Annotated in this window: 19 protein-coding genes and 2 pseudogenes; 16 read left to right on the top strand and 5 right to left on the bottom strand. The window is 74.1% G+C overall.

Annotated features, from left to right (window positions below; all coding sequences use genetic code 11):
* Positions 1–29 precede the first annotated feature (29 nt).
* Positions 30–662: an HD domain-containing protein gene (locus ACZ6R9_RS04395; protein ID WP_465536460.1), complete on the top strand. Its 633-nt coding sequence runs from the start codon at positions 30–32 to the stop codon at positions 660–662.
* Here the strand turns inward: ACZ6R9_RS04395 and manA are convergent.
* Complete coding sequence (gene manA / locus ACZ6R9_RS04390; protein ID WP_465536808.1) at positions 659–1,852, bottom strand: mannose-6-phosphate isomerase, class I; 1,194 nt, start codon at positions 1,850–1,852, stop codon at positions 659–661. The two genes, ACZ6R9_RS04395 and manA, sit on opposite strands and share 4 nt — an antisense overlap.
* A 212-nt stretch (positions 1,853–2,064) precedes the next feature.
* Here manA and ACZ6R9_RS04385 point away from each other — a divergent pair, with 212 nt between their 5' ends.
* The 6 genes and pseudogenes from ACZ6R9_RS04385 to ACZ6R9_RS04360 all read left to right on the top strand — a co-directional run bounded on the left by ACZ6R9_RS04385 (position 2,065) and on the right by ACZ6R9_RS04360 (position 6,964).
* A complete protein-coding gene (locus ACZ6R9_RS04385; RefSeq protein ID WP_465536458.1) occupies positions 2,065–3,057 on the top strand; it encodes an MBL fold metallo-hydrolase in 993 nt (330 codons plus the stop codon).
* 66 nt (positions 3,058–3,123) lie between these two features.
* Positions 3,124–3,717 (top strand): annotated as a pseudogene (gene mobA, locus ACZ6R9_RS04380) (molybdenum cofactor guanylyltransferase); the annotation flags it as partial.
* A 778-nt stretch (positions 3,718–4,495) separates the two neighbouring features.
* Positions 4,496–4,762: a DUF6457 domain-containing protein gene (locus tag ACZ6R9_RS04375; protein ID WP_380480299.1), complete on the top strand. Its 267-nt coding sequence runs from the start codon at positions 4,496–4,498 to the stop codon at positions 4,760–4,762.
* Positions 4,759–5,976, top strand: coding sequence for a molybdopterin molybdotransferase MoeA (locus tag ACZ6R9_RS04370; protein ID WP_465536456.1), 1,218 nt, complete (start codon positions 4,759–4,761; stop codon positions 5,974–5,976). Before ACZ6R9_RS04375 ends, ACZ6R9_RS04370 begins: the two co-directional genes overlap by 4 nt.
* Positions 5,977–6,189: 213 nt before the next feature.
* The gene (locus ACZ6R9_RS04365) at positions 6,190–6,387 is read left to right on the top strand and encodes a hypothetical protein (protein WP_465536454.1); all 198 of its coding nucleotides are present in this window, start codon (positions 6,190–6,192) and stop codon (positions 6,385–6,387) included.
* 310 nt (positions 6,388–6,697) lie between these two features.
* Positions 6,698–6,964, top strand: a complete 267-nt coding sequence (locus tag ACZ6R9_RS04360) for a hypothetical protein (RefSeq protein WP_465536452.1) — start codon at positions 6,698–6,700, stop codon at positions 6,962–6,964.
* Between the two features lie 239 nt (positions 6,965–7,203).
* On the opposite strand, the gene ACZ6R9_RS04355 is transcribed toward ACZ6R9_RS04360, so the two are convergent.
* Entirely contained in the window at positions 7,204–8,313 is a 1,110-nt protein-coding gene (locus ACZ6R9_RS04355; protein ID WP_380480305.1) for a potassium channel family protein, read from the bottom strand.
* A gap of 151 nt (positions 8,314–8,464) precedes the next feature.
* Here ACZ6R9_RS04355 and ACZ6R9_RS04350 point away from each other — a divergent pair, with 151 nt between their 5' ends.
* The 5 genes and pseudogenes from ACZ6R9_RS04350 (at position 8,465) to ACZ6R9_RS04330 (ending at position 14,565) form a co-directional block, all read left to right on the top strand.
* Positions 8,465–9,433, top strand: coding sequence for an NAD(P)H-quinone oxidoreductase (locus ACZ6R9_RS04350; RefSeq protein ID WP_380480307.1), 969 nt, complete (start codon positions 8,465–8,467; stop codon positions 9,431–9,433).
* A 117-nt stretch (positions 9,434–9,550) separates the two neighbouring features.
* Positions 9,551–10,570, top strand: coding sequence for a hypothetical protein (locus ACZ6R9_RS04345; RefSeq protein WP_465536449.1), 1,020 nt, complete (start codon positions 9,551–9,553; stop codon positions 10,568–10,570).
* Positions 10,571–10,658: 88 nt separating this feature from the next.
* On the top strand, positions 10,659–11,270 hold the full coding sequence (locus ACZ6R9_RS04340; RefSeq protein WP_380480311.1) for a bacterial proteasome activator family protein: 612 nt from the start codon (positions 10,659–10,661) through the stop codon (positions 11,268–11,270).
* Between the two features lie 88 nt (positions 11,271–11,358).
* Positions 11,359–12,693, top strand: a pseudogene (locus ACZ6R9_RS04335) (protein kinase domain-containing protein); the annotation flags it as partial.
* Between the two features lie 192 nt (positions 12,694–12,885).
* Positions 12,886–14,565 carry a protein kinase domain-containing protein gene (locus tag ACZ6R9_RS04330; RefSeq protein ID WP_380480313.1) on the top strand — a complete coding sequence of 560 codons (1,680 nt, stop codon included), beginning with the start codon at positions 12,886–12,888 and terminating at the stop codon, positions 14,563–14,565.
* 28 nt (positions 14,566–14,593) lie between these two features.
* Here ACZ6R9_RS04330 and ACZ6R9_RS04325 read toward each other — a convergent pair whose 3' ends face one another.
* A complete protein-coding gene (locus ACZ6R9_RS04325) occupies positions 14,594–15,682 on the bottom strand; it encodes a phosphotransferase enzyme family protein (protein WP_465536446.1) in 1,089 nt (362 codons plus the stop codon).
* Positions 15,683–15,740: 58 nt separating this feature from the next.
* Entirely contained in the window at positions 15,741–16,400 is a 660-nt protein-coding gene (locus ACZ6R9_RS04320) for a response regulator (protein WP_380480418.1), read from the bottom strand.
* Positions 16,401–16,709: 309 nt separating this feature from the next.
* Here ACZ6R9_RS04320 and pdhA point away from each other — a divergent pair, with 309 nt between their 5' ends.
* From pdhA to ACZ6R9_RS04305, 3 genes are read left to right on the top strand one after another with little or no spacing between them, the layout of a single operon-like run.
* Positions 16,710–17,858: a pyruvate dehydrogenase (acetyl-transferring) E1 component subunit alpha gene (pdhA, locus tag ACZ6R9_RS04315; RefSeq protein WP_380480317.1), complete on the top strand. Its 1,149-nt coding sequence runs from the start codon at positions 16,710–16,712 to the stop codon at positions 17,856–17,858.
* Positions 17,858–18,832 (top strand): alpha-ketoacid dehydrogenase subunit beta, encoded by a 975-nt coding sequence (locus ACZ6R9_RS04310; protein WP_380480319.1) that lies wholly within the window; start codon positions 17,858–17,860, stop codon positions 18,830–18,832. Before pdhA ends, ACZ6R9_RS04310 begins: the two co-directional genes overlap by 1 nt.
* 13 nt (positions 18,833–18,845) lie before the next feature.
* On the top strand, positions 18,846–20,276 hold the full coding sequence (locus tag ACZ6R9_RS04305; RefSeq protein ID WP_465536443.1) for a dihydrolipoamide acetyltransferase family protein: 1,431 nt from the start codon (positions 18,846–18,848) through the stop codon (positions 20,274–20,276).
* 82 nt (positions 20,277–20,358) lie between these two features.
* Here the strand turns inward: ACZ6R9_RS04305 and ACZ6R9_RS04300 are convergent, their stop codons facing one another.
* Positions 20,359–20,652, bottom strand: coding sequence for a helix-turn-helix domain-containing protein (locus ACZ6R9_RS04300; protein ID WP_380480323.1), 294 nt, complete (start codon positions 20,650–20,652; stop codon positions 20,359–20,361).
* A 260-nt stretch (positions 20,653–20,912) separates the two neighbouring features.
* Between ACZ6R9_RS04300 and ACZ6R9_RS04295 the strand changes: the two genes are divergently transcribed.
* Positions 20,913–22,139 carry a M64 family metallopeptidase gene (locus tag ACZ6R9_RS04295; protein ID WP_465536439.1) on the top strand — a complete coding sequence of 409 codons (1,227 nt, stop codon included), beginning with the start codon at positions 20,913–20,915 and terminating at the stop codon, positions 22,137–22,139.
* The last annotated feature ends 81 nt before the right edge of the window (positions 22,140–22,220 follow it).

Below are 22,220 nucleotides of genomic sequence, written 5' to 3'. Positions count from 1 at the left end.
CGATTTTGCGGCTGGTAGCCTCGCCCGCCGTGACGGACGAGGACGATCTGCGGCTGTGCCCGCTGCCGGACGAAGTGGCGCTGCTGCTGGCCGAGTTGGCCGCTCCGCCGCGGCTGGTGGCGCACCTGCGGCTGGTGCACGACGTGGCGGTGCGGCTGGTGGACGGGTCGGCCGCGCTCTGGCCGGGGCTGGAGTTCGACCGGGCGGCGGTGCTGTTCGGCGCGGCCACCCACGACGTGGGGAAGGCCGTGCACCGCGCGGAGCTGTCCGGGCCCGGATCGGCGCACGAGGGGGTCGGCCGGGAGCTGCTGCTGGCGGCGGGAGTCGCCCCGCAGCTGGCCCGCTTCGCGGCCGGCCACGCGAGCTGGGGCCCGCACTCCGGCGTGGAGGACCTGCTGGTGTCGCTGGCCGACAAGGTGTGGAAGAACAAGCGCGTCCCGGACCTGGAGGACCTGCTGGTCGGCGCCGTGGTCCGGGCCGGCGGCGGCGAACGGTGGGAGGTGTTCCTCGCGCTGGACGAACTGCTCACCGCGATCGGCGACGGCGCGGAGGAGCGCCTGGCGTACCAGGCGCTCTTCGCGGCGGACCGGGCGTTCTTCGCGGCGGAGCGGGCGTTCTTCGCGGCGGAGCGGGCGTTCTTCGCGGCGGAGCGGGCGGACTAGGAGAGGGTGACGGTGCTGCGGAAGACGGTCGCGCCGGGGCCGGTCAGTGCGGTCTCGGCGCCGTCGGCGGGCAGGAACGCCGACTCGCCCTGGTGGAGCGTCAACGTCTGTGCTTCGGAGGCGAGTTCGACCGTTCCGGCGGTGCAGAGCAGGATCTGCGGGGCGTCGCCCGGTAGCACGGCGGGGTGCTCGGCGAGGTCGTAGCGGGAGAGCCGGAACTCGTCGATCGGCACCGGGTAGAGCCGCTCGCCGTCCGTGCCGGGCTCGGGGCGCAGGATCTCCGGGCTGCCGCTGTGGAAGCCCACCACCTTCAGCAGCTCGGGGACGTCCACGTGCTTCGGGGTGAGCCCGCAGCGCAGCACGTTGTCGGAGTTGGCCATGATCTCCACACCGGTGCCGCGCAGGTACGCGTGCGGCAGGCCGGCGCCGAGGTAGAGGGCCTCGCCGGGCTGCAGGCGGATGTAATTGAGCAGCAGGGCGGCGACCAGACCGCGGTCGCCGGGGTGCTCGGCGGCGGCGAAGGCGTAGCCGGCCATCGCACCGCTCGGGTCGGACGGGGCGGCGGCGGTGACGGCGCGGGCCACGGCCTCCACGGTGGCCCGGCCCTGCTCGCCGGTCAGCGCGAGCGCCTCGGCGAGTGCGCCGGACAGCGCCTCGGCCTCCGGCTTGGTACGCAGCAGGTCGATCAGCGGCTCCAGCCCGGGCACCTCCAGGGAGGCCATCAGGTCGGCCGCGTCGGTGGGCGTCCGGAAGCCGCACAGGCCCTCGAACTCGCTGAGCGCGCAGATCAGTTCGGGCTTGTGGTTGTCGTCCTTGTAGTTGCGGTGCGGTGCGTCGGCGGGGACGCCGCGCCGCTCCTCGTCGGCGTAGCCGGCCCGGGCCTCGGCGCGGGTGGGGTGGGCCTGGATGGACAGCGGGACGGCGGCGGCCAGCACCTTCATCAGGAACGGCAGCGTGGGCCCGAACTGCTCGACGGCGGCGGCGCCCAGCTCGGCCGCCGGGTCGGCGGCGATCACCCGGTCGAGCGGCACCGGGCCGTTGCCGCGGTCGATCACCGAGGGCGCGCCAGGGTGGGCACCCATCCACAGTTCGGCCTGCGGCTCGCCGGTGGCGGGTCGGCCGAGCAGCTCGGGGATGGCGGTGGCCGAACCCCAGGCGTAGTCGCGGACGGTGTTGTCGAGCCGGTCCATCAAGTACTCCAAGATGCGTGCGGACATGCGTGCGCTGCGGTGGCCGGTGCGCGAGGACCACCGACAATATCCGACGCGATCGGCGGCCCGATGGTGCCAGTGATCACTCTGCTGGGCGTGCCTACCCGGCATTGGCGGGGTGTTCCGGAGAGGGTGGACGTCAACCGGGGCCGATCGGGGCCCGCCACCGAACACCGACCAGGGGAGCAGCCGTGACCGCGTCACCGCCCGACGAGAGCGCCGAGGGCCGCGGGGCGGGTGCCGCGCCGGCCTTCCGTCCGCTGGAGGTCGAGGTCTTCACCGGCCCGGAGAGCGCGTTCTTCGCCACGTCCAGCCTGATCATGGGCGAGCACACGGCGATCCTGGTGGACGCCCAGCTGACCCGCAGCGCGGGCCGGGAGCTCGCGGAGTGGATCGCGGGCAAGGGCCGGCAACTGCTGGCGATCGTGGTCACCCACCAGCACCCGGACCACTACTTCGGGGCCGAGGAGGTGCTGCGGCTGTTCCCGGGGACGCGGCTGCTGGCCGCGCCGTCGGTGGTGGACGGGATCGGGCGGACCGCGGCGGCGAAGGTGACGCAGTGGAAGCCGGTGTACGGCGACGACATTCCCGACCAGCCGCTGCTGCCCGCCCCACTGCTGCCGCAGCCGCTGATGATCGACGGTCAGCTGATCCAGGTGCTGCCGCTCGGCCAGGCCGACTGCGCCGGCTCCACGGTGGTCCACCTGCCGAGCATCCGTACCGTGATCGCGGGCGACTTCGTCTACAACGGCACCCATGTGTGGACCGCCGACACCGATCCGGCGGCGCGCGGCCAGTGGTCGCACAACCTGAGCCGGATCGCCGACCTGGGTGTGGACCGGGTGATCTCCGGGCACCGCGCCCCCGGCATGGACGACGCGGCGCACCGGGTGCTGGGCTTCACTGCCGAGTACCTGCGCGACTTCGACGAGGCGCTGGCCGACCACCCGCACGACGCCGAGGCGCTGGCCACCGCGGTCAACGAGCGCTACGGCGGCCTGACCCTGCCGGCCATCCTGGAGCTCGGCGCGGAGGCGAACGTGGGCCGGGTCGATGCGGCGGTGCCGGAGGTCTCGCAGGAGGAGAACGGGATCATCGACGCGGAGATCGTCGAGGAGAGCGACGAGACGTCTGGTGACGAGCGGGACGAGACGTCTGGCGGCGGGAGGGGCGAGGAGCGGTGACGGCGGGCGCCACGGGGAGCGGTGGCGGGAGGGACGAGGAGCGGTGACGGCGGTGATACTGCCCGGATGACGCAATACGACGCGGTGGTGGCGGCGGGTGGGGCGGGCCGGCGGCTCGGCGGCGCGGACAAGCCGGCCCTGAGGGTCGGTGGCCGCCCGCTGCTGGACCGGGTGCTGGCGGCCTGTGCGGGGGCCCGCCGGGTCCTGGTGGTCGGCCCGGAGCGGCCCACCACGCGTCCTGACGTGCACTGGCTGCGCGAGGACCCGCCCGGTGGGGGCCCGCTGGCGGCGGTGGCTGCCGCACTGCCGGAGGTGTCGGCGCCGCTGGTGCTGCTGCTGGCGGCCGACCTGCCGTTCCTGGACGCCGCGACGGTGAACCGGCTGGTGGCCGCGGTCGGTGACGTGGGTGACGACACGGGCGGCGACGTGGGCGGCGACACGGACGGGGCTCTGCTGGTGGACGCCGAGGGCCGTGACCAGCCGCTGGCGGCCGTGTACCGCACCGCCGCGCTGCGCGAGACGCTCAGGTCGCTCGGCGACCCGGCCGACCGCCCACTGCGCGCCCTGACCGGGGGGCTGCGCCTGGTTCGGGTGCCCGACCTGGCGGGCGCGTCCTTCGACTGCGACACCCCGCAGGAACTGGCGGCGGCCCGACAGCGGGCGGCGGGGGAACGCTGAGGCCGCCTGCGGGCGGGTTTTGGGCGGGGGCGCGCCGTTCGTCGGCCGAGCGGGAGGTCTCGGCGCTGTGGCTTCGGCGGGCGGCGGGGCAGGAGGGCTGCGGGTGGGGCGAGCCGGGTGCGAGCTGGGCCTTGTGACTCGGGCAGGGGGTTCCGGGCAGGCGCTGCGGGGTGTTGGGTCTGGCCCCGCAAGGCGTGTGGTCGGTGGCGGGAGGGGTGCTGTTCGTCGGCCGGGGGGCGTTGGCTGGGGGCTGGAGGGCCGGGTGCGGGGCGACGGACGGGCGTTCGCTGTTGCGTGCCGGGCTCTGTGATGCGGACGCGGCCCGGCGGCGTGGGTTTACGGGCAGGCGCGTCGCGGCCCGGGGCCCAGCGCGGGTTGTGATGCGGACGCGGCCCGGCAGCGTGGGTTTGCGGGCAGGCGCGTCGCGGCCCGGGGCCCGGCGCGGGTTGTGGGCAGGCGCTGCGGGGTGCTGGGTCGGGATCGGTGCCGGTGCTTCCGGGGTGGGGAGGGCGGTGGTTGCTGACCGGCCGGGCTCAGGTGTCGGCGGGTGGCGCGTGGGCTTGCGGCGAGTGCTGTGCGTGGTTCGGTTGTCGGCGCGTCTGGGCCTGTCCCGGCCGGTGGGCGTGTGTGCCTGTCGCTGCCCGCCGGGGATCGGTGGGTGGATCGCGGTCGGTGTGTCGTCCGTGGGCTGGGCGGGAGTGGGCGCGGCGGTGCCGGTGGTGGCGGCCTGCGGTGGGGCGGATCGGGCAGCATGGGCGTCATGGAGCGCACATTGGACGAGTGGATGGCTGCGGCCGCTGCCGAACTGGGGCTGGACCTGGCGGTGGACGTCCGGGGACTGCTGGACATGACCCGGGTGGTGGCGCACGGGGTGGAGCGTCCGGCGGCGCCGTTGACGGCGTTCCTGGTCGGGTATGCGGCGGCGTTGAACGGTGGCGGGGCGGCGGCGGTGGCGGAGGCGTCCGCCAAGGCGACGGCGCTGGCCGAGCGCTGGGCTGCCGAGGCGGACGGTCCGGCCGAGCGGTGAGCAGCGGGACGGCGGATCCGGTGGGTGCGTCGGTGCTGTCCTCGGGTGCGGCCACGTTGCGCGGCTGCCCGTGGCCGGTGGCCCGGCGTACCGCGTGGGCGGCGGGGCGTCCGCTGCCGGTGGAGCGGGTGCCGCTGGCGGCTGCGGCCGGGCGGACCCTCGCCGAGCCGCTGACCGCGCTCACCGACCTGCCCCCCTTCGACACCTCGGCGATGGACGGCTGGGCGGTGGCCGGGCCGGGGCCGTGGCGGCTGTCAGGTCGGGTGCTGGCGGGCCAGGACTGCGCCCCGCTGGCGGACGGTGCGGCGGTGGTGATCGCCACCGGGGCACAGTTGCCGTCCGGCGCCACCGGGGTGCTCCGCCGTGAGCACGGCCGCTCGGTCGAACTCCCGGACGGCACCGTCCAGTTGCGCGGTGAGGTTGGCCCCGGCCAGGACGTCAGGCCGCGCGGGCAGGAGTGCGGGCGGGGCGAGGAGCTGCTGCCCGCCGGGCTGCCGGTGACTCCGGCGGTGCTCGGTCTGGCGGCGGCGTCCGGGCATGACGGGCTGGCCGTGCGGCGCCGTCCGACCGTCGAACTGCTGGTGCTGGGCGACGAGTTGCTGACGGCGGGGCTGCCCGCGCCGGGCCGGGTGCGGGACGCGCTGGGCCCGCTGCTGCCGCCGTGGCTGGCCACCGCCGGGGCAGAACTGCTCGGCAGCCGTCACGTCCGGGACGACTTCGGGCTGCTGCGGGACGCGATCCGGCACTCGCCGGCCGACCTGGTGCTCACCACTGGCGGCACCGCAGCCGGGCCGGTGGATTTCCTGCACGCCGCACTGGAGGCCACCGGCGGCCACCTGCTGGTGGACGGGGTGGCCGTGCGGCCCGGGCACCCGATGCTCCTGGCGGCGCTGCCGGGCGGTCGGCACCTGGTGGGTCTGCCGGGCAACCCGCTGGCGGCTGTCGCGGGCACCGTCTCGCTCGCGCTGCCGCTGCTGCACGCGCTCTCCGGGTGGGCCGCAACCGGTGCGACGGGAGTGCTGGCCGTCGGACTGCCGGGACACCCGGCGGACACCCGACTCCACCCCGCTCGGCACACCCCGTCCGGGCTCGCGCCATTGCCGCACGACGGCCCGGCGATGCTGCGCGGGTTGGCTCTGGCGGAGGCATTGGTCGTGGTGCCGCCCGGCGGTCTGACGGCGGGGGAGCGTGCCGAGGTGCTGCCGCTGCCCTGACCCGGCGGGGCGGATGTTCCACGTGGAACCGGTGGTCAGGATGGGGCGGGTTCTGCCCGGAGGGGCTGTCGGGGCGATTCGGATGCTGGCGCCGGGCCGGGTACCCGGTTCAACCCCGGCCGGGCTTGCCCCGCTGCCGCACGACGGCCCGGCGATGCTGCGCGGGCGGCCCCGGCGGAGGGAGCGTGCGGAGGGGCTGCCGGGGCGATCGGGATGCTGGCCGCCAGGCTGTCCGGGCACCAGTTGGATACCCAGCTGCACCCCGCTCGGCACACCCCGGCCGGGCTTGCCCCGCTGCCGCATGACAGCCCGGCGATGCTGCGCGGGTTGGTGCGGACGGAGGCGCTTGCCGTGGTGCCGCCCGGTGGTCTTGCGGCGGGGGAGTGCGCCGAGGTGCTGCCGCTGCCCTGACGGCGGGGCGGATGTTCCACGTGGAACCCGAGCTGGGAAAACCGGGCAGCGAACCGGCCGGTGGACCTCGGCCGCGGAACCGCGCGCTGCCTGACCGGTCGGATCGCGCAGCTTCGCCGGATCGATCGCGGCGTTGGCTGCCTCGTTGCCCCGAGCACCCGGCGGACATCCGGCTCCACCCTGCTCGGCACACCTCGGCCGGGTTGGCCCCGCTGTCGCACGACGGCCCGGCGATGCTGCGCGTGCTGGCTCTGGCGGAGCCGCTTGCCGTGGGCCGCCCGGCCGTCTGGCGGCGGGAGAACGCGCCGAGGTGCTGCCGCTGCCCCGACCGACCGGGCGGATGTTCCACGTGAAACCGGTGGTCAGGATGGGGCGGGGTCTGTCCGGAGGGGCTGCCGGGGCGATCGGGATGCTGGCGCCGGGCCGGGTACCCGGTTCAACCCCGGCCGGGCTGGCCCCGCCGCCGCACGACGGCCCGGCGATGCTGCGCGGGCCGGCCCTGGCGGAGGCGCTTGCCGTGGTGCCACCCGGCGGTCTGGCGGCGGGGGAGCGTGCAGAGGTGCTGCCGCTGCCCTGACCGGCCGGGCGGGTGTTCCGCGTGAGAGTCGAGCAGCGAACCGGCCAGTGGACCTCGGCCGTGGAATCGTGCAGTGTCCGGTCGGTCGGATCGCCGGGCTGCCCGGGCATCCGGCTCCGCCCCGTTCGGCACTCACGGCCGGGCTTGCCGCGCTGTCGCCCGGCGGTCCGGTGGCGGAGGAACGCGTCGGGGCGCTGCCGGGACCCGACCGGGCGGGTGTTTCACGTGGAACCGTCAGGTCACTGCGGGACGACGGGTGTGCCCGGCTTGATGACGATCAGGCGGTCGGTGAGCTGGAGTACCGCCGCCTCCGGTTCGGTGTAGTTGAGTACCCGGCGTCCGCGGACCACGGCCACCACCAGGTCGGGCAGTTCGCGTGGGCTCAATCCGGCTTCGGCCTTGGTGACCGGGCGTTCGGCGACGTCCAGGCCGTTGCCGTAGGTGAGCAGGTCCTCCATCACGGCGCCCGCGTTGGGGCTGAGCATCGACATGCCGAGCAGGCGGCCGGCCGAGCTGGAGGAGGTGACCACCACGTCGGCGCCGCTCTGGCGGAGCAGTGGGGCGTTCTCGTCCTCGCGGACGGCGGCGACGACGGTGGCGCCCCGGTTGAGCTGGCGGGCGGTCAGGGTGATCAGCGCGGCGGTGTCGTCGCGTTCGGGGGCGACCACCACCTGGGCGGCGCGCGGCAGTTCGGCGCGCATCAGGGTCGCGGTGCGGGTGGCGTCGCCGAGTACGCCGACCAGGCCGTCGTGGGTGGCCTGGTCGATCGCCCGGGCCTGCGGGTCGACCACCACGATGGAGTCCTTCGGGACGCCCTGCCCGAGCAGGGTGTCCACGGCGCTGCGGCCCTTGGTGCCGTAGCCGATGACGACGGTGTGGTCCCGCACGGTGTGCCTCCAGCGTTCGATCCGCCATTGCAGGCGGGTGCGTTCGGTGAGCACTTCGAGCGTCGTGCCGACCAGGATGATCAGGAAGACCACGCGCAGCGGCGTGATCACGAAAATGTTCACCAGCCGCGCGCTGTCGCTCACCGGGGTGATGTCGCCGTAGCCGGTGGTGGAGAGGGTGACGGTGGCGTAGTAGGCCGCGTCGAGGAAGCTGACCGAGGTGTCGGCGTTGTCGTTGTAGCCGTCGCGGTCCAGGTACACGATCAGCGTGGTCACCACCAGCACGCCCAGGGCCAGCAGCAGGCGGCGGGCGACCTGCCGCGTCGGCGGACGGGTCCGGCGGGCGGGCAGCGCGATTCGGCGGGCGGGGTCGGTGTCTTCGGTGCCCTGGTCCCGGAAACGGCTGAGCGTCAGACGGGACGGTCGGGCACCCGGGTCGTCGGGCGGGTTGGAGTTCGACACAGGCACAAGGATGGGGGGTGGAGGCGCCCCCGACGGACCCCGGGGGCGGAGTGTCGCCAGCCTGTCCAGCCCGGGCGCCGGCCTTTGACGGACTGCCTGTTGACGGCGGGTGGACGGGGTGTCCCGGGAGCGGGGGCGTAGCGTGGCGGCCATGCGAGCCATCACGATTCCCGAGCCCGGTGGTCCCGAACGGCTGGTCTGGGCCGAGGTGCCCGATCCCGTTCCGGCGGCCGGCGAAGTGCTGGTCGAGGTCGCCGCCACCGCGGTCAACCGGGCCGATCTGCTGCAGCGTCAGGGCTTCTACGATCCGCCGCCCGGAGCTTCGCCCTATCCCGGGCTGGAGTGTGCGGGCCGGATCGCCGCGCTCGGCCCCGGCGTGGCCGGCTGGGCGGTCGGCGACGAGGTGTGCGCGCTGCTGGCCGGTGGCGGCTACGCCCGGCAGGTGGCCGTCCCGGTCGGTCAACTGCTGCCGATTCCCAAGGGGTTGACGCTGATCCAGGCCGCCGCGCTGCCCGAGGTGGCCTGCACGGTGTGGTCGAACGTCTTCCAGGTCGCGCACCTGCGCCCCGGCGAGACGGTGCTGCTGCACGGCGGGGCCAGCGGCATCGGCACCATGGCGATTCAGCTGGCCAAGGCGGTCGGTGCCCGGGTCGCGGTCACCGCCGGAAGCCCGGAGAAGCTCGCCCGGTGCGCCGAACTCGGTGCGGACGTGCTGATCGACTACCACCGGCAGGACTTCGTGGCGGAGATCGCCGCGCTCGGCGGGGCCGACGTCATCCTCGACATCGTCGGTGCCAAGTATCTGCAGCGGAACGTGGACGCCCTCGCGGTCAACGGCCGGCTGGTGGTGATCGGCATGCAGGGCGGCATCAAGGCCGAGCTCAACCTGGCCACCCTGCTGTCCAAGCGAGCCGCGGTGATCGCCACCAACCTGCGCGGGCGCCCGCTGGCCGAGAAGGCGGCGATCGTCGCCGCGGTGCGCGAGCACGTCTGGCCACTGGTCGAGGCGGGTGTGGTCCGCCCCGTGGTGGACCGCGTCCTGCCGATCACCGACGCCGCCGAGGCGCACCGTGTGGTCGAGGCCGGTACCCAGGTCGGAAAGGTCGTCCTGGAGGTGTGAGCCCGGGCTCCGAGGCGGCGGAAATGCCCGGAATGTCCCGGTGTGTGAGTCTGGTGGGAAGCTGTTCCGCCTCCGTCCGCACCGAGTGCGGACGGCCGTCGGGAGGACCTGCTTTCGATGCTCGCTCGCCGCTGCCTCGTGCCCCCGGCCCCGCGCCGCACCCCCACCGCCCGCCCCGGCGTGCTGCTCCGCAGAGCGGCGTTGACCGGCCTGGCGCTGCCGCTGCTGTTGTCCGCCCCCGTTTTCGCCGTCGATCCGGCGGCCGATACCCGCCAGCAGATCCAGGCCCGGCTGGACGCCGCCGGGCAGCAGGTGCAGGCGGAGTTCGACGCCGCGCGCGAACAGGCGGCGGAGCAGGTCGCCCAGACCGTCCCGGCCGGGCAGTCCGGGCAGTCCGGGCAGTCCGTGCAGCCGGAGGCGCCGACCGACGGCGCGATATCCGGGACGGTCCAGCCGGCCGTTCCCGTGCCGGTCCCGGTGCCCGCCGTCCCGAGCGCGACCCGGACGGCAGCCTCGCCGAGCCCGACCCCGAGCCCCGCACCCGCCCCCGTCCCCGCAGAACCGGCCGGGCCGTCCCACCCCCCGAAGCCCGTCGCGGAGCCGCCCGAGCCGTCCGCGTCGCCCGAACCCTCGGCCTCCGCGGAGCCGTCGTCGGCCACCGAACCGTCCGAAGAACCCTCCGCCGAGTCCCCGGCGCCGCCGCGCGAGGAACCGACGGACTCCCCGGAGCCGGGCCGGCCCGGGTGGGCGCACCATCACCAGCCGGTGATGCCCCCGGCCCCGGCCAGGACCTCACCCCCGGTCCCTGCGGCGGCGCAGCCGGAGCCGTCGGCGGACGGGCCGGGCGGGGACGGCGGGCAGCAGGCGGTGCCCGGGACGGGCACACCGGACGTGGCGGGCGCGCAGGCCGGGGCGGAGGCGGTCGGGGGAGGTGAAGAGGAAGCGGCCCTGCCCCCGGCCGGGCCGGGCGGGGAGGACGCGGTGGTCGCGGGCGGGGCGCCGATGGCCGGCCCGGTGCTGCCGGTGGGGCCGCTGCCCTCGGGCGATCCGTCCGCAAATCAGCTGCCGCTGGGCGTCGGACTGGGCATGATCGGGCTGGGCCTCGGCCTGGTCGGAGTGAAGCTGCGCCGGCGGTGAGGCCGTGCGACGCGGGTACCCGCCGGGTGGGACGATCCGGGTACCAGGCGCGTTGACCTTCGCGGTGGACGAAGCATATGAAGGAGCTATGACCAACCCGATGAACGAGCGGTCGGAGCAGGAGCCTCACCAGGCGTCGAGCGGGAAGTCCGAGGACAGTCCGACGGTGCTGATCGTCGGACCGGACGGCATGGCGGTGGGCACCGCGCCGGTCGGCGGGCTCGGCCGGGGCGACGAGGGCGACGAGCCGCGTGAGCTGCCGGTGACCGAGATGGTCGAGCAGCCGGCCAAGGTGATGCGGATCGGCAGCATGATCAAGCAGTTGCTGGAGGAAGTGCGGGCGGCGCCTCTGGACGAGGCGAGCCGGGCCCGGCTGAAGGACATCCACGCCAGCTCGATCAAGGAGCTGGAGCTGGGCCTGGCGCCGGAGCTGGTCGAGGAGTTGGAGCGGCTGTCGCTGCCGTTCGCCGACGGCACCATCCCCACCGAGGCCGAACTGCGCATCGCCCAGGCCCAGTTGGTGGGCTGGCTGGAGGGCCTGTTCCACGGCATCCAGACCGCGCTGTTCGCCCAGCAGATGGCGGCCCGGGCGCAGTTGGAGCAGATGCGCCGGGCGCTGCCGCCGGGACTGCACGGCGTGGAGGGGGACTTGGAGGAGCCGGGCCCGGGCCGCGGTATCCGTTCCGGCCCGTACCTGTAACGGCTTCGGGGGCCGCGCTGCGGCGCGGCCCCGAACCGCTACCCTGGCCCCTGTCCGGAAGTACGGCACGCCGAGGGGGAGCTGGACCATGACTGAGGGCACCACGGAGGGCCACTCGCTCGGCCACGGCCGGTACGTGCTGCAGCGGTTGCTCGGGCAGGGCGGCATGGCGGCCGTCCACCTGGCCTACGACACGGTGCTGGACCGTCAGGTCGCGGTGAAGACGCTGCACACCGAACTGGGCCGGGAGGCCTCGTTCAAGGAGCGGTTCCGGCGCGAGGCGCAGGCGGTGGCCCGGCTCCAGCACACCAACATCGTCTCGGTGTTCGACTCCGGTGAGGACGTCGGGCCGGACGGGACGGCGACGCCGTACATCGTCATGGAGTTCGTCGAGGGCCGTTCGCTGAAGGACGTGCTGGACGAGCAGGTGACCAACCGCGGCGCGATGCCGACCGAGCAGGCGCTGAAGATCACCGCGGCGGTGCTGTCGGCGCTGGAGGCCTCGCACGACCAGGGGCTGGTGCACCGCGACATCAAGCCGGCGAACGTGATGGTGTCCACCAAGGGCGTCGTCAAGGTGATGGACTTCGGCATCGCGCGCGCCCTGCAGTCCGGGGTGACGTCGATGACGCAGACCGGCATGGTGGTCGGCACCCCGCAGTACCTGTCGCCGGAGCAGGCGCTCGGCAAGAGCGTGGACGCCCGGTCCGACCTGTACTCGGTGGGCTGCATGCTGTTCGAACTGCTCAGCGGGCAGCTGCCGTTCGACGGCGACTCGGCGTTCTCGATCGCGTACAAGCACGTGCAGGAGACCCCGCCGGCGCCGTCCACGCTGAACGGGGCGGTCACGCCCGCGGTGGACGCGCTGGTGGCGCAGGCGCTGCGCAAGGATCCGGCGCACCGGTTCGCGACGGCGGAGGCGATGCGCGAGGAGGTGGAGCGGGTCGCGGCGGGGGAGCAGGGCAACACGCCGCTGCAGGCGTCCACCCCGCTGGTGATCGGCGAGGGGCCGCGGTCGGTGCACGCCTCGCCGTCGCTGACCAACTTCCCGCCGGTGGGCGGCGGCACTCCGCCGCCGCAGCCGTACCAGCCGGCGCCCGGGCCGCAGACGCCGCCGCCGTACGCGCAGACCCCGGCGCCGTTCCCGCAGACGCCGCCGCCGTTCCCGCAGGCGCCGCAGACGCCGCAGCCGTTCCCGCAGCCGCAGTTCCAGCAGGGTTTCCCGCAGACCACGCCGCCGCCGTTCCCGCAGCAGCCGATGCCGGGTCCGCCGATGCCCGGTCCGATGACGGCTCCGATGCCGATGCCGTACCCGCCGCCGGCGAACAACAGCAATGGTTGTTCGACCGCGCTGATCGTGGTCGGTGTGATTGTCGGCGTGGTGATTCTTGCGGTCATCATCGTGGCGATCGCGGCGGCCGGAGCGAGCACCTCGACCTACTGAGCCCGGGCAGTGCTCCGTGCTCGAACTCCGCCCCGGGTGGGCTCGCGGAGCCCGCTGTGAGCCCCCGCACCCGCCCTCCCGTGCCACACCGGCGGGCGCGAGACGGTAGCGTTCTGAGGACGGAACCGACAGGGCGAACGCGCGCCGAGCGAATGCCCGGGGCGAGGAGCGATGGGTCAGAGCGAACGACCGGACGACGGCGGGGCGGACCAGCGGGACGTCCCGGCGCGGGACGCACGGGACGAGGGTGACGGCCGGGCCGCCGAGGTCACCGGACCGACCGAGGCACTGCCGGTCGGGGCGGCCACGTCCGGGCGGGGCGGCGCACTTCCCTTCCCCACCGTCGGGGACGGCCGCTACCGGCTGACCGGCCGGCTGGGCCGCGGCGGCATGGCCGAGGTGCTCGCCGCCCAGGACCTGCGGCTGGGCCGCACCGTGGCGGTCAAGCTGCTGCGTTCCGAACTCGCCGAGGACGACACCGCCCGGCTGCGCTTCACCCGCGAGGCACACTCGGTGGCCGCGCTCAACCACCACTCGATCGTGGCGGTCTACGACACCGGCGAGGAGCACCACGGCGGGGAGTCCACCCCGTACATCGTGATGGAGCTGGTCGAGGGCCGGACGGTGCGCGAGCTGCTGGTGGACGAGGAGGCACCGCCGGTCGACCAGGCGCTGATCATCACCGCCGGGGTGCTGGAGGCGCTGGCGTACAGCCACCAGCACGGGATCGTGCACCGGGACATCAAGCCCGCCAACGTCATCATCACCAACGGCGGCGCGGTCAAGGTGATGGACTTCGGCATCGCCCGGGCGCTGACCGGCGCGGCCACCACCATGACGCAGACCGGCATGGTGATGGGCACCCCGCAGTACCTGTCGCCGGAGCAGGCCCTCGGCAAGGCCGTCGACCACCGCTCCGACCTGTACGCGGCCGGCTGCATGCTGTACGAACTGCTGACGCTGCGGCCGCCGTTCGTCGGCGAGACCCCGCTGTCGGTGGTGTACCAGCACGTCCAGGACGCGCCGGTGCCGCCGTCCCGGGCGAACGACCGGGTGCCGCCGCAGCTGGACGCGCTGGTGCTGCGGGCGCTGGAGAAGAACCCGGACGACCGGTTCCAGAGCGCCGACGAGTTCCGCGCCCACGTGCAGCACGCGCTGCGGCAGCTGCACGGCGCGGCCGCAGCGGGCTACCCGGCCGAGACGGCCGTACTCGGGGCCGGCGGCTGGGACAGCACCCCGGCGGGCGGCTCCGCCGCGCCGACCACGGTGCTGGGCGCGGTCGGCGACGGTGCCGCCCGGACCGAGGCGCTGCCGTATCCGATGGCCTCGGGCTACCAGACGCCCGCGCGCCCGTACCCGGCCGTCGGCGGCGGGGACCACGACGGCGGCGAGGACGTGAAGGAGCGGCCCCGCCGCAACCCGTGGGGCCTGGTGCTGGGCGCGGTGGCCCTGGTGCTGGCCGCCACCATCGGGGTGGCGCTGGCGCTGACCGCGAACGGGGGCGACAACAACAAGTCCCAGGATCAGGACCCGAAGACCCAGGTGCACTCCACCGGCAGCCCGTCCCCCGGCGAGCAGACGGAGCGGCCCACCAGCCCCCCGCCGACCCGCAGCCAGGGCACCGGCCGCCAGAGCGAGCAGCCGAGCTGGTCGCCCTCGGCCAGTGCCTCCGCCTCCGCCAGCGCGTCCGCGTCCGCCTCGGCCAGCCCCTCGCACTCGACGAAGCCGTCGCCCTCGCCGAGCGCGTCCGGCGACAAGAGCTCGCCGCCGGCCAGCCCGAGCTCCAGCGCCCCGCCGGTGACCAGGCCGAGCACCAGCCCGGGCGTCGGGGCGCAGCCGCAGACGGGCTGAGCGGAGGCCGGGACGGGCCGCGGGCAGGTCAGTTGGCGAACGCGTCCATGACCTGCTCGTAGTCCTGGCACCACCAGGTGAGCTGCCCGGCGGAGGCCGGGAACAGCGGGTCGGCCCGGTGGTCGTGGCGCTGGTAGTGCCACTGCAGCATCCACAGGTCGTTCAGCCGCTCCCACCACACCCGGTGCACGGCGGCGGCGACCTGTTCGGCGTCCGCGGCGCCGGTGGCCCGGTAGGCGCGGGCCCAGCGCCGGACCCGGACCAGGTCGAGGACGCCGGTGGTGCGGTCGTTGAACAGCAGCGTGGCGGCCCGCACCGCCTCCTCGGCGACCGGGTGCGGGGCGAGCTTGTCCCAGTCCAGGACGGCGCTGACGGTGTCGCCCCGGTAGAGCACGTTCAGGCCGTGGAAGTCGCCGTGGGTCCAGCCGGTGGGCGGGGCGGCGGTCGGGTTGGGACGGCGGTGCCGGTGTGCGGCGAGCAGGTCCAGTCGCTCGGTCAGGCGCTGCTCGGCGAGCCGGTCGAACGGCCCGTAGGGGCGGTGGGCGCGGGCCAGGTCGCGCAGCTCGGCGACGATCCGCTCGGTCTCCTCGGCCTCGGCGCTGAGCACCCGGTCCGGCTGCCGCAGGGGGGCGCAGACCTCGCGGAGTGCGCCGTGCAGTGCTCCCAGCAGGGTGCCGAGTTCGCCGCACCGGGCGGGCGCGAGTTCGGTGCCGTGCCGGTGGCTGCCGGGCACCCACGGGTAGAGCGCGAACAGCCGGCCGCCGTACGCGGTGACGGTCCGGCCGTCCCGGTTGGCGAGTGGCGGCGGCACCGGGAGGCCGAGCGCGGCCAGCTCGGTGGTGGCGCGGTGCTGGGCGAGGACGGCGGGCCGGTTGGCGGTGGCCCGGTCGACGTAGCACTTCAGGAAGTAGGTGGCGCCGTCGGTGGCCGCGATCCGGTAGCCCCGGTTGAGCAGTCCTTCGGCCACCGGAGTGACCGCGCCGGGCGGTGCGGTGGGGTAGGCGCGCAGGACCCCGGCCACCGCGGCGTGCGCGACCGGGGGGCTGAGGGTGCCGATGGGGGGAGCGGTGGCGTCCGGGCGGGCCGGCGCGAGGGAGATGGTCTGACCGTACGTCACGGAGCAGAGCGTATTACTCGGCGTGATAGCGACTTGACACAGCGTGTTCGGTGTGATCTCAGTGCTGCCCGCCCGCGCGGCGGCGCGCGACGTACGCGGCGGCCTGGGTGCGGCGCTCCATGCCCATCTTCGCCAGCAGGCTGCTGACGTAGTTTTTTACGGTTTTTTCGGCCAGGTGCAGCTCATTGCCGATCTGCCGATTCGTCATCCCCTCGCCGATCAGATCGAGGATGCGGCGCTCCTGTTTCGTCAACTGCGCGATGCGTTCGTCCTCCTTCTCGCCCCCGTCGCGCAGCCGGGCCAGCACCCGGCTGGTGGCGACCGGGTCGAGCAGGGATTTGCCGGCCGCGACGTCGCGGACCGCGGAGAGCAGGTCGGTGCCGCGGATCGCTTTCAGGACATATCCGGAGGCGCCCGCCATGATCGAGTCGAACAGTGCCTCGTCGTCGGAGAAGGAGGTGAGCATCAGGCATTTCACCGACGGGTACCGGGAGCGGATCTCCCGGCACACCTCGACCCCGTTTCCGTCGGGCAGTCGGACATCCAGCACCGCCACGTCGGGATGGACCACCGGAATCCGGTTGAGCGCCTCGGCGGCCGTGCCGGCCTCGCCGACCACCTCGATGTCGCCCTCCATCGAGAGGAGCTCGTGCACGCCCCGACGGACCACTTCGTGATCATCGAGGAGAAACACCCTGATATGTCCGTTATCAGTCATTTGCAAAGCCTCGCACAAATCGATGGGCGTTACCCCCTTTCGCAGCGGGCCGCGCCCGGATACCGTGCGCTGGTGTCCTGACCGGGCGGTAAGCCGCGTCACAGGCGGTTTCCCCACCGGAGAACAACTAGGACGTCCTAGCGCAAGAGCGCCAAGGGGTGCCGCTGGGTAACGTTCTCGTGAGGGACGCCGTCGGAAAGGGAACACCGCCTGCCCGTACTGGCGCGCACACCCACGCGCGCGAGCCGGGAGGGCGACCGGACCGGCCACCGGCGACCCCGGGCGGCCGGACAGACCGAGGGAGTGAACGTGACCGTCAAAAGCACGGCGAGGGCGCGCAAGAAGGCCGCCCCCGGCGTCTCTGACAAAACCAGTGCCGGCTCCGCCGCACCGGAGCTCGTCCAGCTGCTCACCCCGGAGGGCGACCGGGTCGAGCACCCGGACTTCCCGCTCACCGTGACGCCCGAGGAGCTGCGTGCGCTCTACCGGGACTTGGTGCTGGTACGGCGCTTCGACGCCGAGGCCACCTCACTCCAGCGGCAGGGCGAGCTCGGCCTGTGGGCCTCGCTGCTGGGCCAGGAAGCCGCCCAGGTCGGCTCCGGTCGGGCGATGCGCCCCGGCGACTACGCCTTCCCCACCTACCGTGAGCACGGCGTGGCCTGGTGCCGCGACGTGGACCCGCTGAACCTGCTCGGCATGTTCCGCGGCGTGAACAACGGCGGCTGGGACCCGAACGAGAAGAACTTCCACCTCTACACCATCGTGATCGGCGCGCAGGCCCTGCACGCCACCGGGTACGCGATGGGCATCACCAAGGACGGCGCGGACGACGCGGTGATCGCCTACTTCGGTGACGGCGCCTCCAGCCAGGGCGACGTCAACGAGGCCTTCACCTTCGCCTCGGTCTACAACTCGCCGGTGGTGTTCTTCTGCCAGAACAACCAGTGGGCGATCTCCGAGCCCACCACCGTGCAGACCCGCATCCCGCTGTACCGCCGCGCCTCCGGCTTCGGCTTCCCCGGCGTCCGGGTCGACGGCAACGACGTGCTGGCCTGCCTCGCGGTCACCCGCTGGGCGCTGGACCACGCCCGCACCGGCCAGGGCCCGGTGCTGGTCGAGGCGTTCACCTACCGGATGGGCGCGCACACCACCTCCGACGACCCGACCCGCTACCGGCAGTCCGAGGAGGCCGAGGCCTGGAAGGCCAAGGACCCGATCCTGCGGCTGAAGGCCCACCTGGAGAAGGAGGGCCTCGCCGACGAGGCGTTCTTCGCCGAGGTCGAGGCCGAGAGCGAGAAGCTGGGCCTGCGCGTCCGGGAGGGCGTCCGGTCGATGCCCGACCCCGACCCGACCCTGATCTTCGACCACGTCTACACCGAGCAGCACCCGCTGGTGGACGAGGAACGCGCCGAGTACGAGGCGTACGCCGCCTCCTTCGAGGGTGGGGAGCACCACTGATGGCCGGTCAGCTCAGCATTGCCAAGGCGCTCAACGACGCGCTCCGCAAGTCGCTGGAGAGCGACCCGAAGACCGTCCTGATGGGCGAGGACATCGGAAAGCTCGGCGGCGTCTTCCGGATCACCGACGGCCTGCAGAAGGACTTCGGCGACGACCGGGTGATCGACACTCCGCTCGCCGAGTCCGGCATCATGGGCACCGCGATCGGCCTCGCGCTGCGCGGCTACCGCCCGGTGGTGGAGATCCAGTTCGACGGCTTCGTGTACCCCGCCTTCGACCAGATCGTCTCCCAGCTCGCCAAGATGCACGCCCGCGCGCTCGGCCACGTCAAGATGCCGGTCACCGTCCGCATCCCGTTCGGCGGCGGCATCGGCGCGGTGGAGCACCACAGCGAGTCGCACGAGGCGTACTTCGCGCACACCGCAGGCCTGCGGGTGGTCAGCCCGTCCAACGCGCACGACGCGCACTGGATGCTGCGCCAGGCCATCGAGTCGGACGACCCGGTGATCTTCCTTGAGCCCAAGCGTCGCTACTGGGACAAGGGCGAGGTCGGCGAGGACCCGATGCTGCCGCTGCACTCGGCGCGCATCGTCCGGCCCGGCACCGACGCCACGCTGATCGCCTACGGGCCGATGGTGAAGGTCTGCCAGGAGGCCGCGCAGGCCGCCGAGGAGGACGGCCGCCGGCTGGAGGTGATCGACCTGCGCTCGCTGTCGCCGATCGACTTCCCCACCCTGGAGGAGTCCCTCAAGCGCACCGGCCGCGGCATCGTGGTGCACGAGGCCCCGGTCTTCCTCGGCCTGGGCGCGGAGCTCGCCGCCCGGCTCACCGAGCGCTGCTTCTACCACCTGGAGGCGCCGATCCTGCGGGTCGGCGGCTACCACGCCCCGTACCCGCCGTCGCGGGTCGAGGAGACCTACCTGCCCGACCTCGACCGTGTGCTCGACGCCGTCGACCGCGCGCTCGCGTACTGAGCGGGGAACGAAGATGACCAACGGAACCACCGTGCTCCGCGAGTTCAAGATGCCCGACGTGGGCGAGGGACTCACCGAGGCCGAGATCCTCACCTGGTACGTCAAGCCGGGCGACACCGTCACCGACGGGCAGGTCGTCTGCGAGGTGGAGACCGCCAAGGCCGCGGTCGAGCTGCCGATCCCGTTCACCGGCGTGGTCGAGGCGCTGCACTTCCCGGCGGGCGCCACCGTGGACGTCGGCACCGCGATCATCGCGGTGGCCGTCGCCGGTGCCGCCCCGGCCGAGGCCGCACCCGCTGCCGCCGCGCCCGCCGCCGAGGCGGAGGCCGAGCCCGAGCCCGAGCGCCGCGAGGTGCTGGTCGGCTACGGCCCGCGCACCGGCTCGGTGCAGCGCCGGGCCCGCCGCACCAACGGCACGGCGGCCACCGCTCCGGAGGCTCCGGCCGCTCCCGCAGCGCCGGCCGCTCCCGCAGCGCCGGTCGCGCCCGCCGCACCGGTCGTTCCGGTGGCCGTGGTCGCGGAGGGCGAGCGCCCGCTGGCCAAGCCGCCGGTGCGCAAGCTCGCCAAGGACCTCGGCATCGACCTGCGCACCGTACGGCCGACCGGCCCGAACGGCGTGGTCACCCGCGAGGACGTGCACGCCGCGGCCGCCACCGCCGCCGAGACGGTCGTCGAGCCGGCCGCCGCGCCGGTGGCCGAGCCGGTCGCCGAGCAGCCCGTGCTGCCGGTGCCGACCGCCGCCGGGGACGTCCGGGTGCCGGTCAAGGGCGTCCGCAAGGCCACCGCGCAGGCGATGGTGGCCTCGGCGTTCACCGCGCCGCACGTCACCGAGTTCGTCCAGGTCGATGTGACCCGGACGATGAAGCTGGTGCGCAAGCTCAAGGAGAGCGGCGAACTGGGCGCCGGGGTGCGGGTCAGCCCGCTGCTGCTGGTCGCCAAGGCGCTGCTCACCGCGATCAAGCGCCACCCGGAGATCAACGCCAGCTGGGACGAGGCCGCCCAGGAGATCGTCATCCGGGGCGCGGTGAACCTCGGCATCGCCGCGGCCACCCCGCGCGGGCTGATCGTCCCGAACATCAAGGACGCCGGCGCCAAGACCCTCTCCCAGCTGGCCGTCTCGCTCGGTGAGCTGGTGGAGACCGCGCGGCTGGGCAAGACCTCCCCGGCGGACATGTCCGGCGGCAGCGTCACCATCACCAACGTCGGCGTGTTCGGCGTGGACACCGGCACCCCGATCCTCAACCCCGGCGAGGCCGCCATCCTGGCCTTCGGCGCGGTGCGGGAACTGCCCTGGGTGCACAAGGGCAAGGTGGCGCCGCGGCAGGTCACCACGCTGGCGCTGTCCTTCGACCACCGGATGGTGGACGGCGAGCTCGGCTCCAAGGTGCTGGCGGACGTCGCCGCGATCCTGGAGTACCCGAAGCGCCTGATCACCTGGGGCTGATCCGCCCCGGCCGCCGGGCCCCGCTCCGTCCGCGGAGCGGGGCCCGGCGCGTTCAGGCGCGTTCCGGCCTGCTGAGCGGCGATCAGCCCCGGGCGGTCCGCCAGGCGGCGTGCGCCAGGGTGTGGAAGGCCTCGGTGCCCGGGCGGTCCAGGCCGAGCGCGGCGGACAGCAGCACGGCGGTCGCCGGGCGCGGGCCGGCCGTGCCGCGTTCCAGGTCGGACAGGGTGCGGATGCCCAGCCCCGCCTTGACGGCCAGCTCCTGCTGGGTGAGCCGGGCCCCCTGTCGAAGTGTCCGCAGGGCCTGTCCGAATGCCCTGCGCGGATCCGTGTCCGGCCCGTTCTCCATGTCCGCCGCCTTCCCCCCTGGGTGGTTCACGTTCGGCAGGGTATCCCGCCGGGCGGCGGATCGTTCGCCGTTTTCAACTGCGCTGCGGGCATTCGGAATTGACTGCTCCGATCGTTCTCCTCCGGTGATTCTCCGGTGATTTTCGAGGTCCCTCGGGGCAGGGCGTGCATTGCGCCGCCCGAGGGAGTTTCGCGCCGTCCCCGCCGGGCCCCGGGCGGCGATGGGTACGTCTGTGCGACCAGCCACCCGCGCAGTCAGGCCGGGTGTCGTCGCAGCGAGGATTCCCGCGTATGCCGCCTGGTGCTCCCGGCCCCGTGATGCGCTCCGCGGCCGCCCTGGCGCTGGTCGCCACCGCCGTGCTGCCCGTCGTGGTGGAGCTGGCCTCGCCCTCGCCGTCCACCGTCATCGGCCCGCCGCTGCCGGGACCGGACCGGCCCGCGCCGCCCGCCGCCCGCCCCGACCTGCGGGCCCCCGGCGCGCCCGCCGTGGACCTGCGGACCTCCGGCGACCCGGCCAACCGGATCACCCTGGTGCTGCTGGGCGACGGCTACACGGAGGCCCAGCTGCAGCTGTTCCACGAGCAGGCGGACCGGGCCTGGCACGCGCTGCTGGACATCGAGCCGTTCCGCACCTACCAGGGGTTGTTCAACATACGCCGGGTGGACGTGGTGTCCCCGGTCTCCGGGATAGCCGAGACCGAGAGCGCCGGGAAGAACCCCGACACCCCGCTGGGCATGCACTTCTGGTGCGAGGGCACCGCCCGCCTGCTGTGCGCGGACGAGGACGCCACCGCCCGCTGGGCCGGGCAGGGCGAGGGCCCGCAGTACCTGATAGCGCTGGCCAACTCGACCGAGTACGGCGGGGCCGGCGGCACCGGGGTGACCACCCTGGCCGGCGGCAGCCCGGACGCCGGGCGGATCATCCAGCACGAGATCGGCCACACCATCGGCCTGCTGGGCGACGAGTACGACAGCGCCCCGAGCGACCCCGACTACCCGAACCTCTCCCTGGTGGACGCGGAGGAAATGGCGCGCGACAAGGTCAAGTGGTGGCGCTGGCTGGGTGCCCTCTCCCCGGACGGCGGCGGCCCGGTGGGCGCCTACCGCAGCGCCAACGGGCTGTACCGGCCGACCGAGGACTCGGTGATGCGCACCCTCGGCGGGGCGTACAACCTGCCCTCCCGGGAGGCGATCATCGAGCAGCTGTACCGCCGGGTGAAGCCCGCCGACGACCCCGAACCGGCCCCCGGCCAGGTGTCCGGCCGGCCCAAGCTGCACGTGCGGCCGCTGGCCCTGACCGGCCCGCGGCAGCTGCGGATCACCTGGTCGCTGGACGGGAAGCCGGTGGACGCCGGCACCGCGGACGGCACCTGGCTGGACACCGCCGCGCTGGCGCTGACGCCCGGTCACCGGCACACCGTCACGGCGACCGTCCAGGACACCACCGACTGGGTCCGCGACGAGGCGTTCCGTGCCCAGTACATGACCGAGTCGGTGAGCTGGACGATCACCGGCTGAGCGGGGGGCGGCGGCGGTTTCGCGCCAGGTTCGCACCCTGACCAAAAGGTCAGGTGATGGGATGACTAGCCTGGTTCCACT

The sequence above is a fragment of the Kitasatospora sp. NPDC048662 genome (assembly GCF_055587065.1).
The sequence above is the reverse complement of the archived record's forward strand: the minus strand, read 5'-3'. Positions and strand labels throughout refer to the sequence as shown.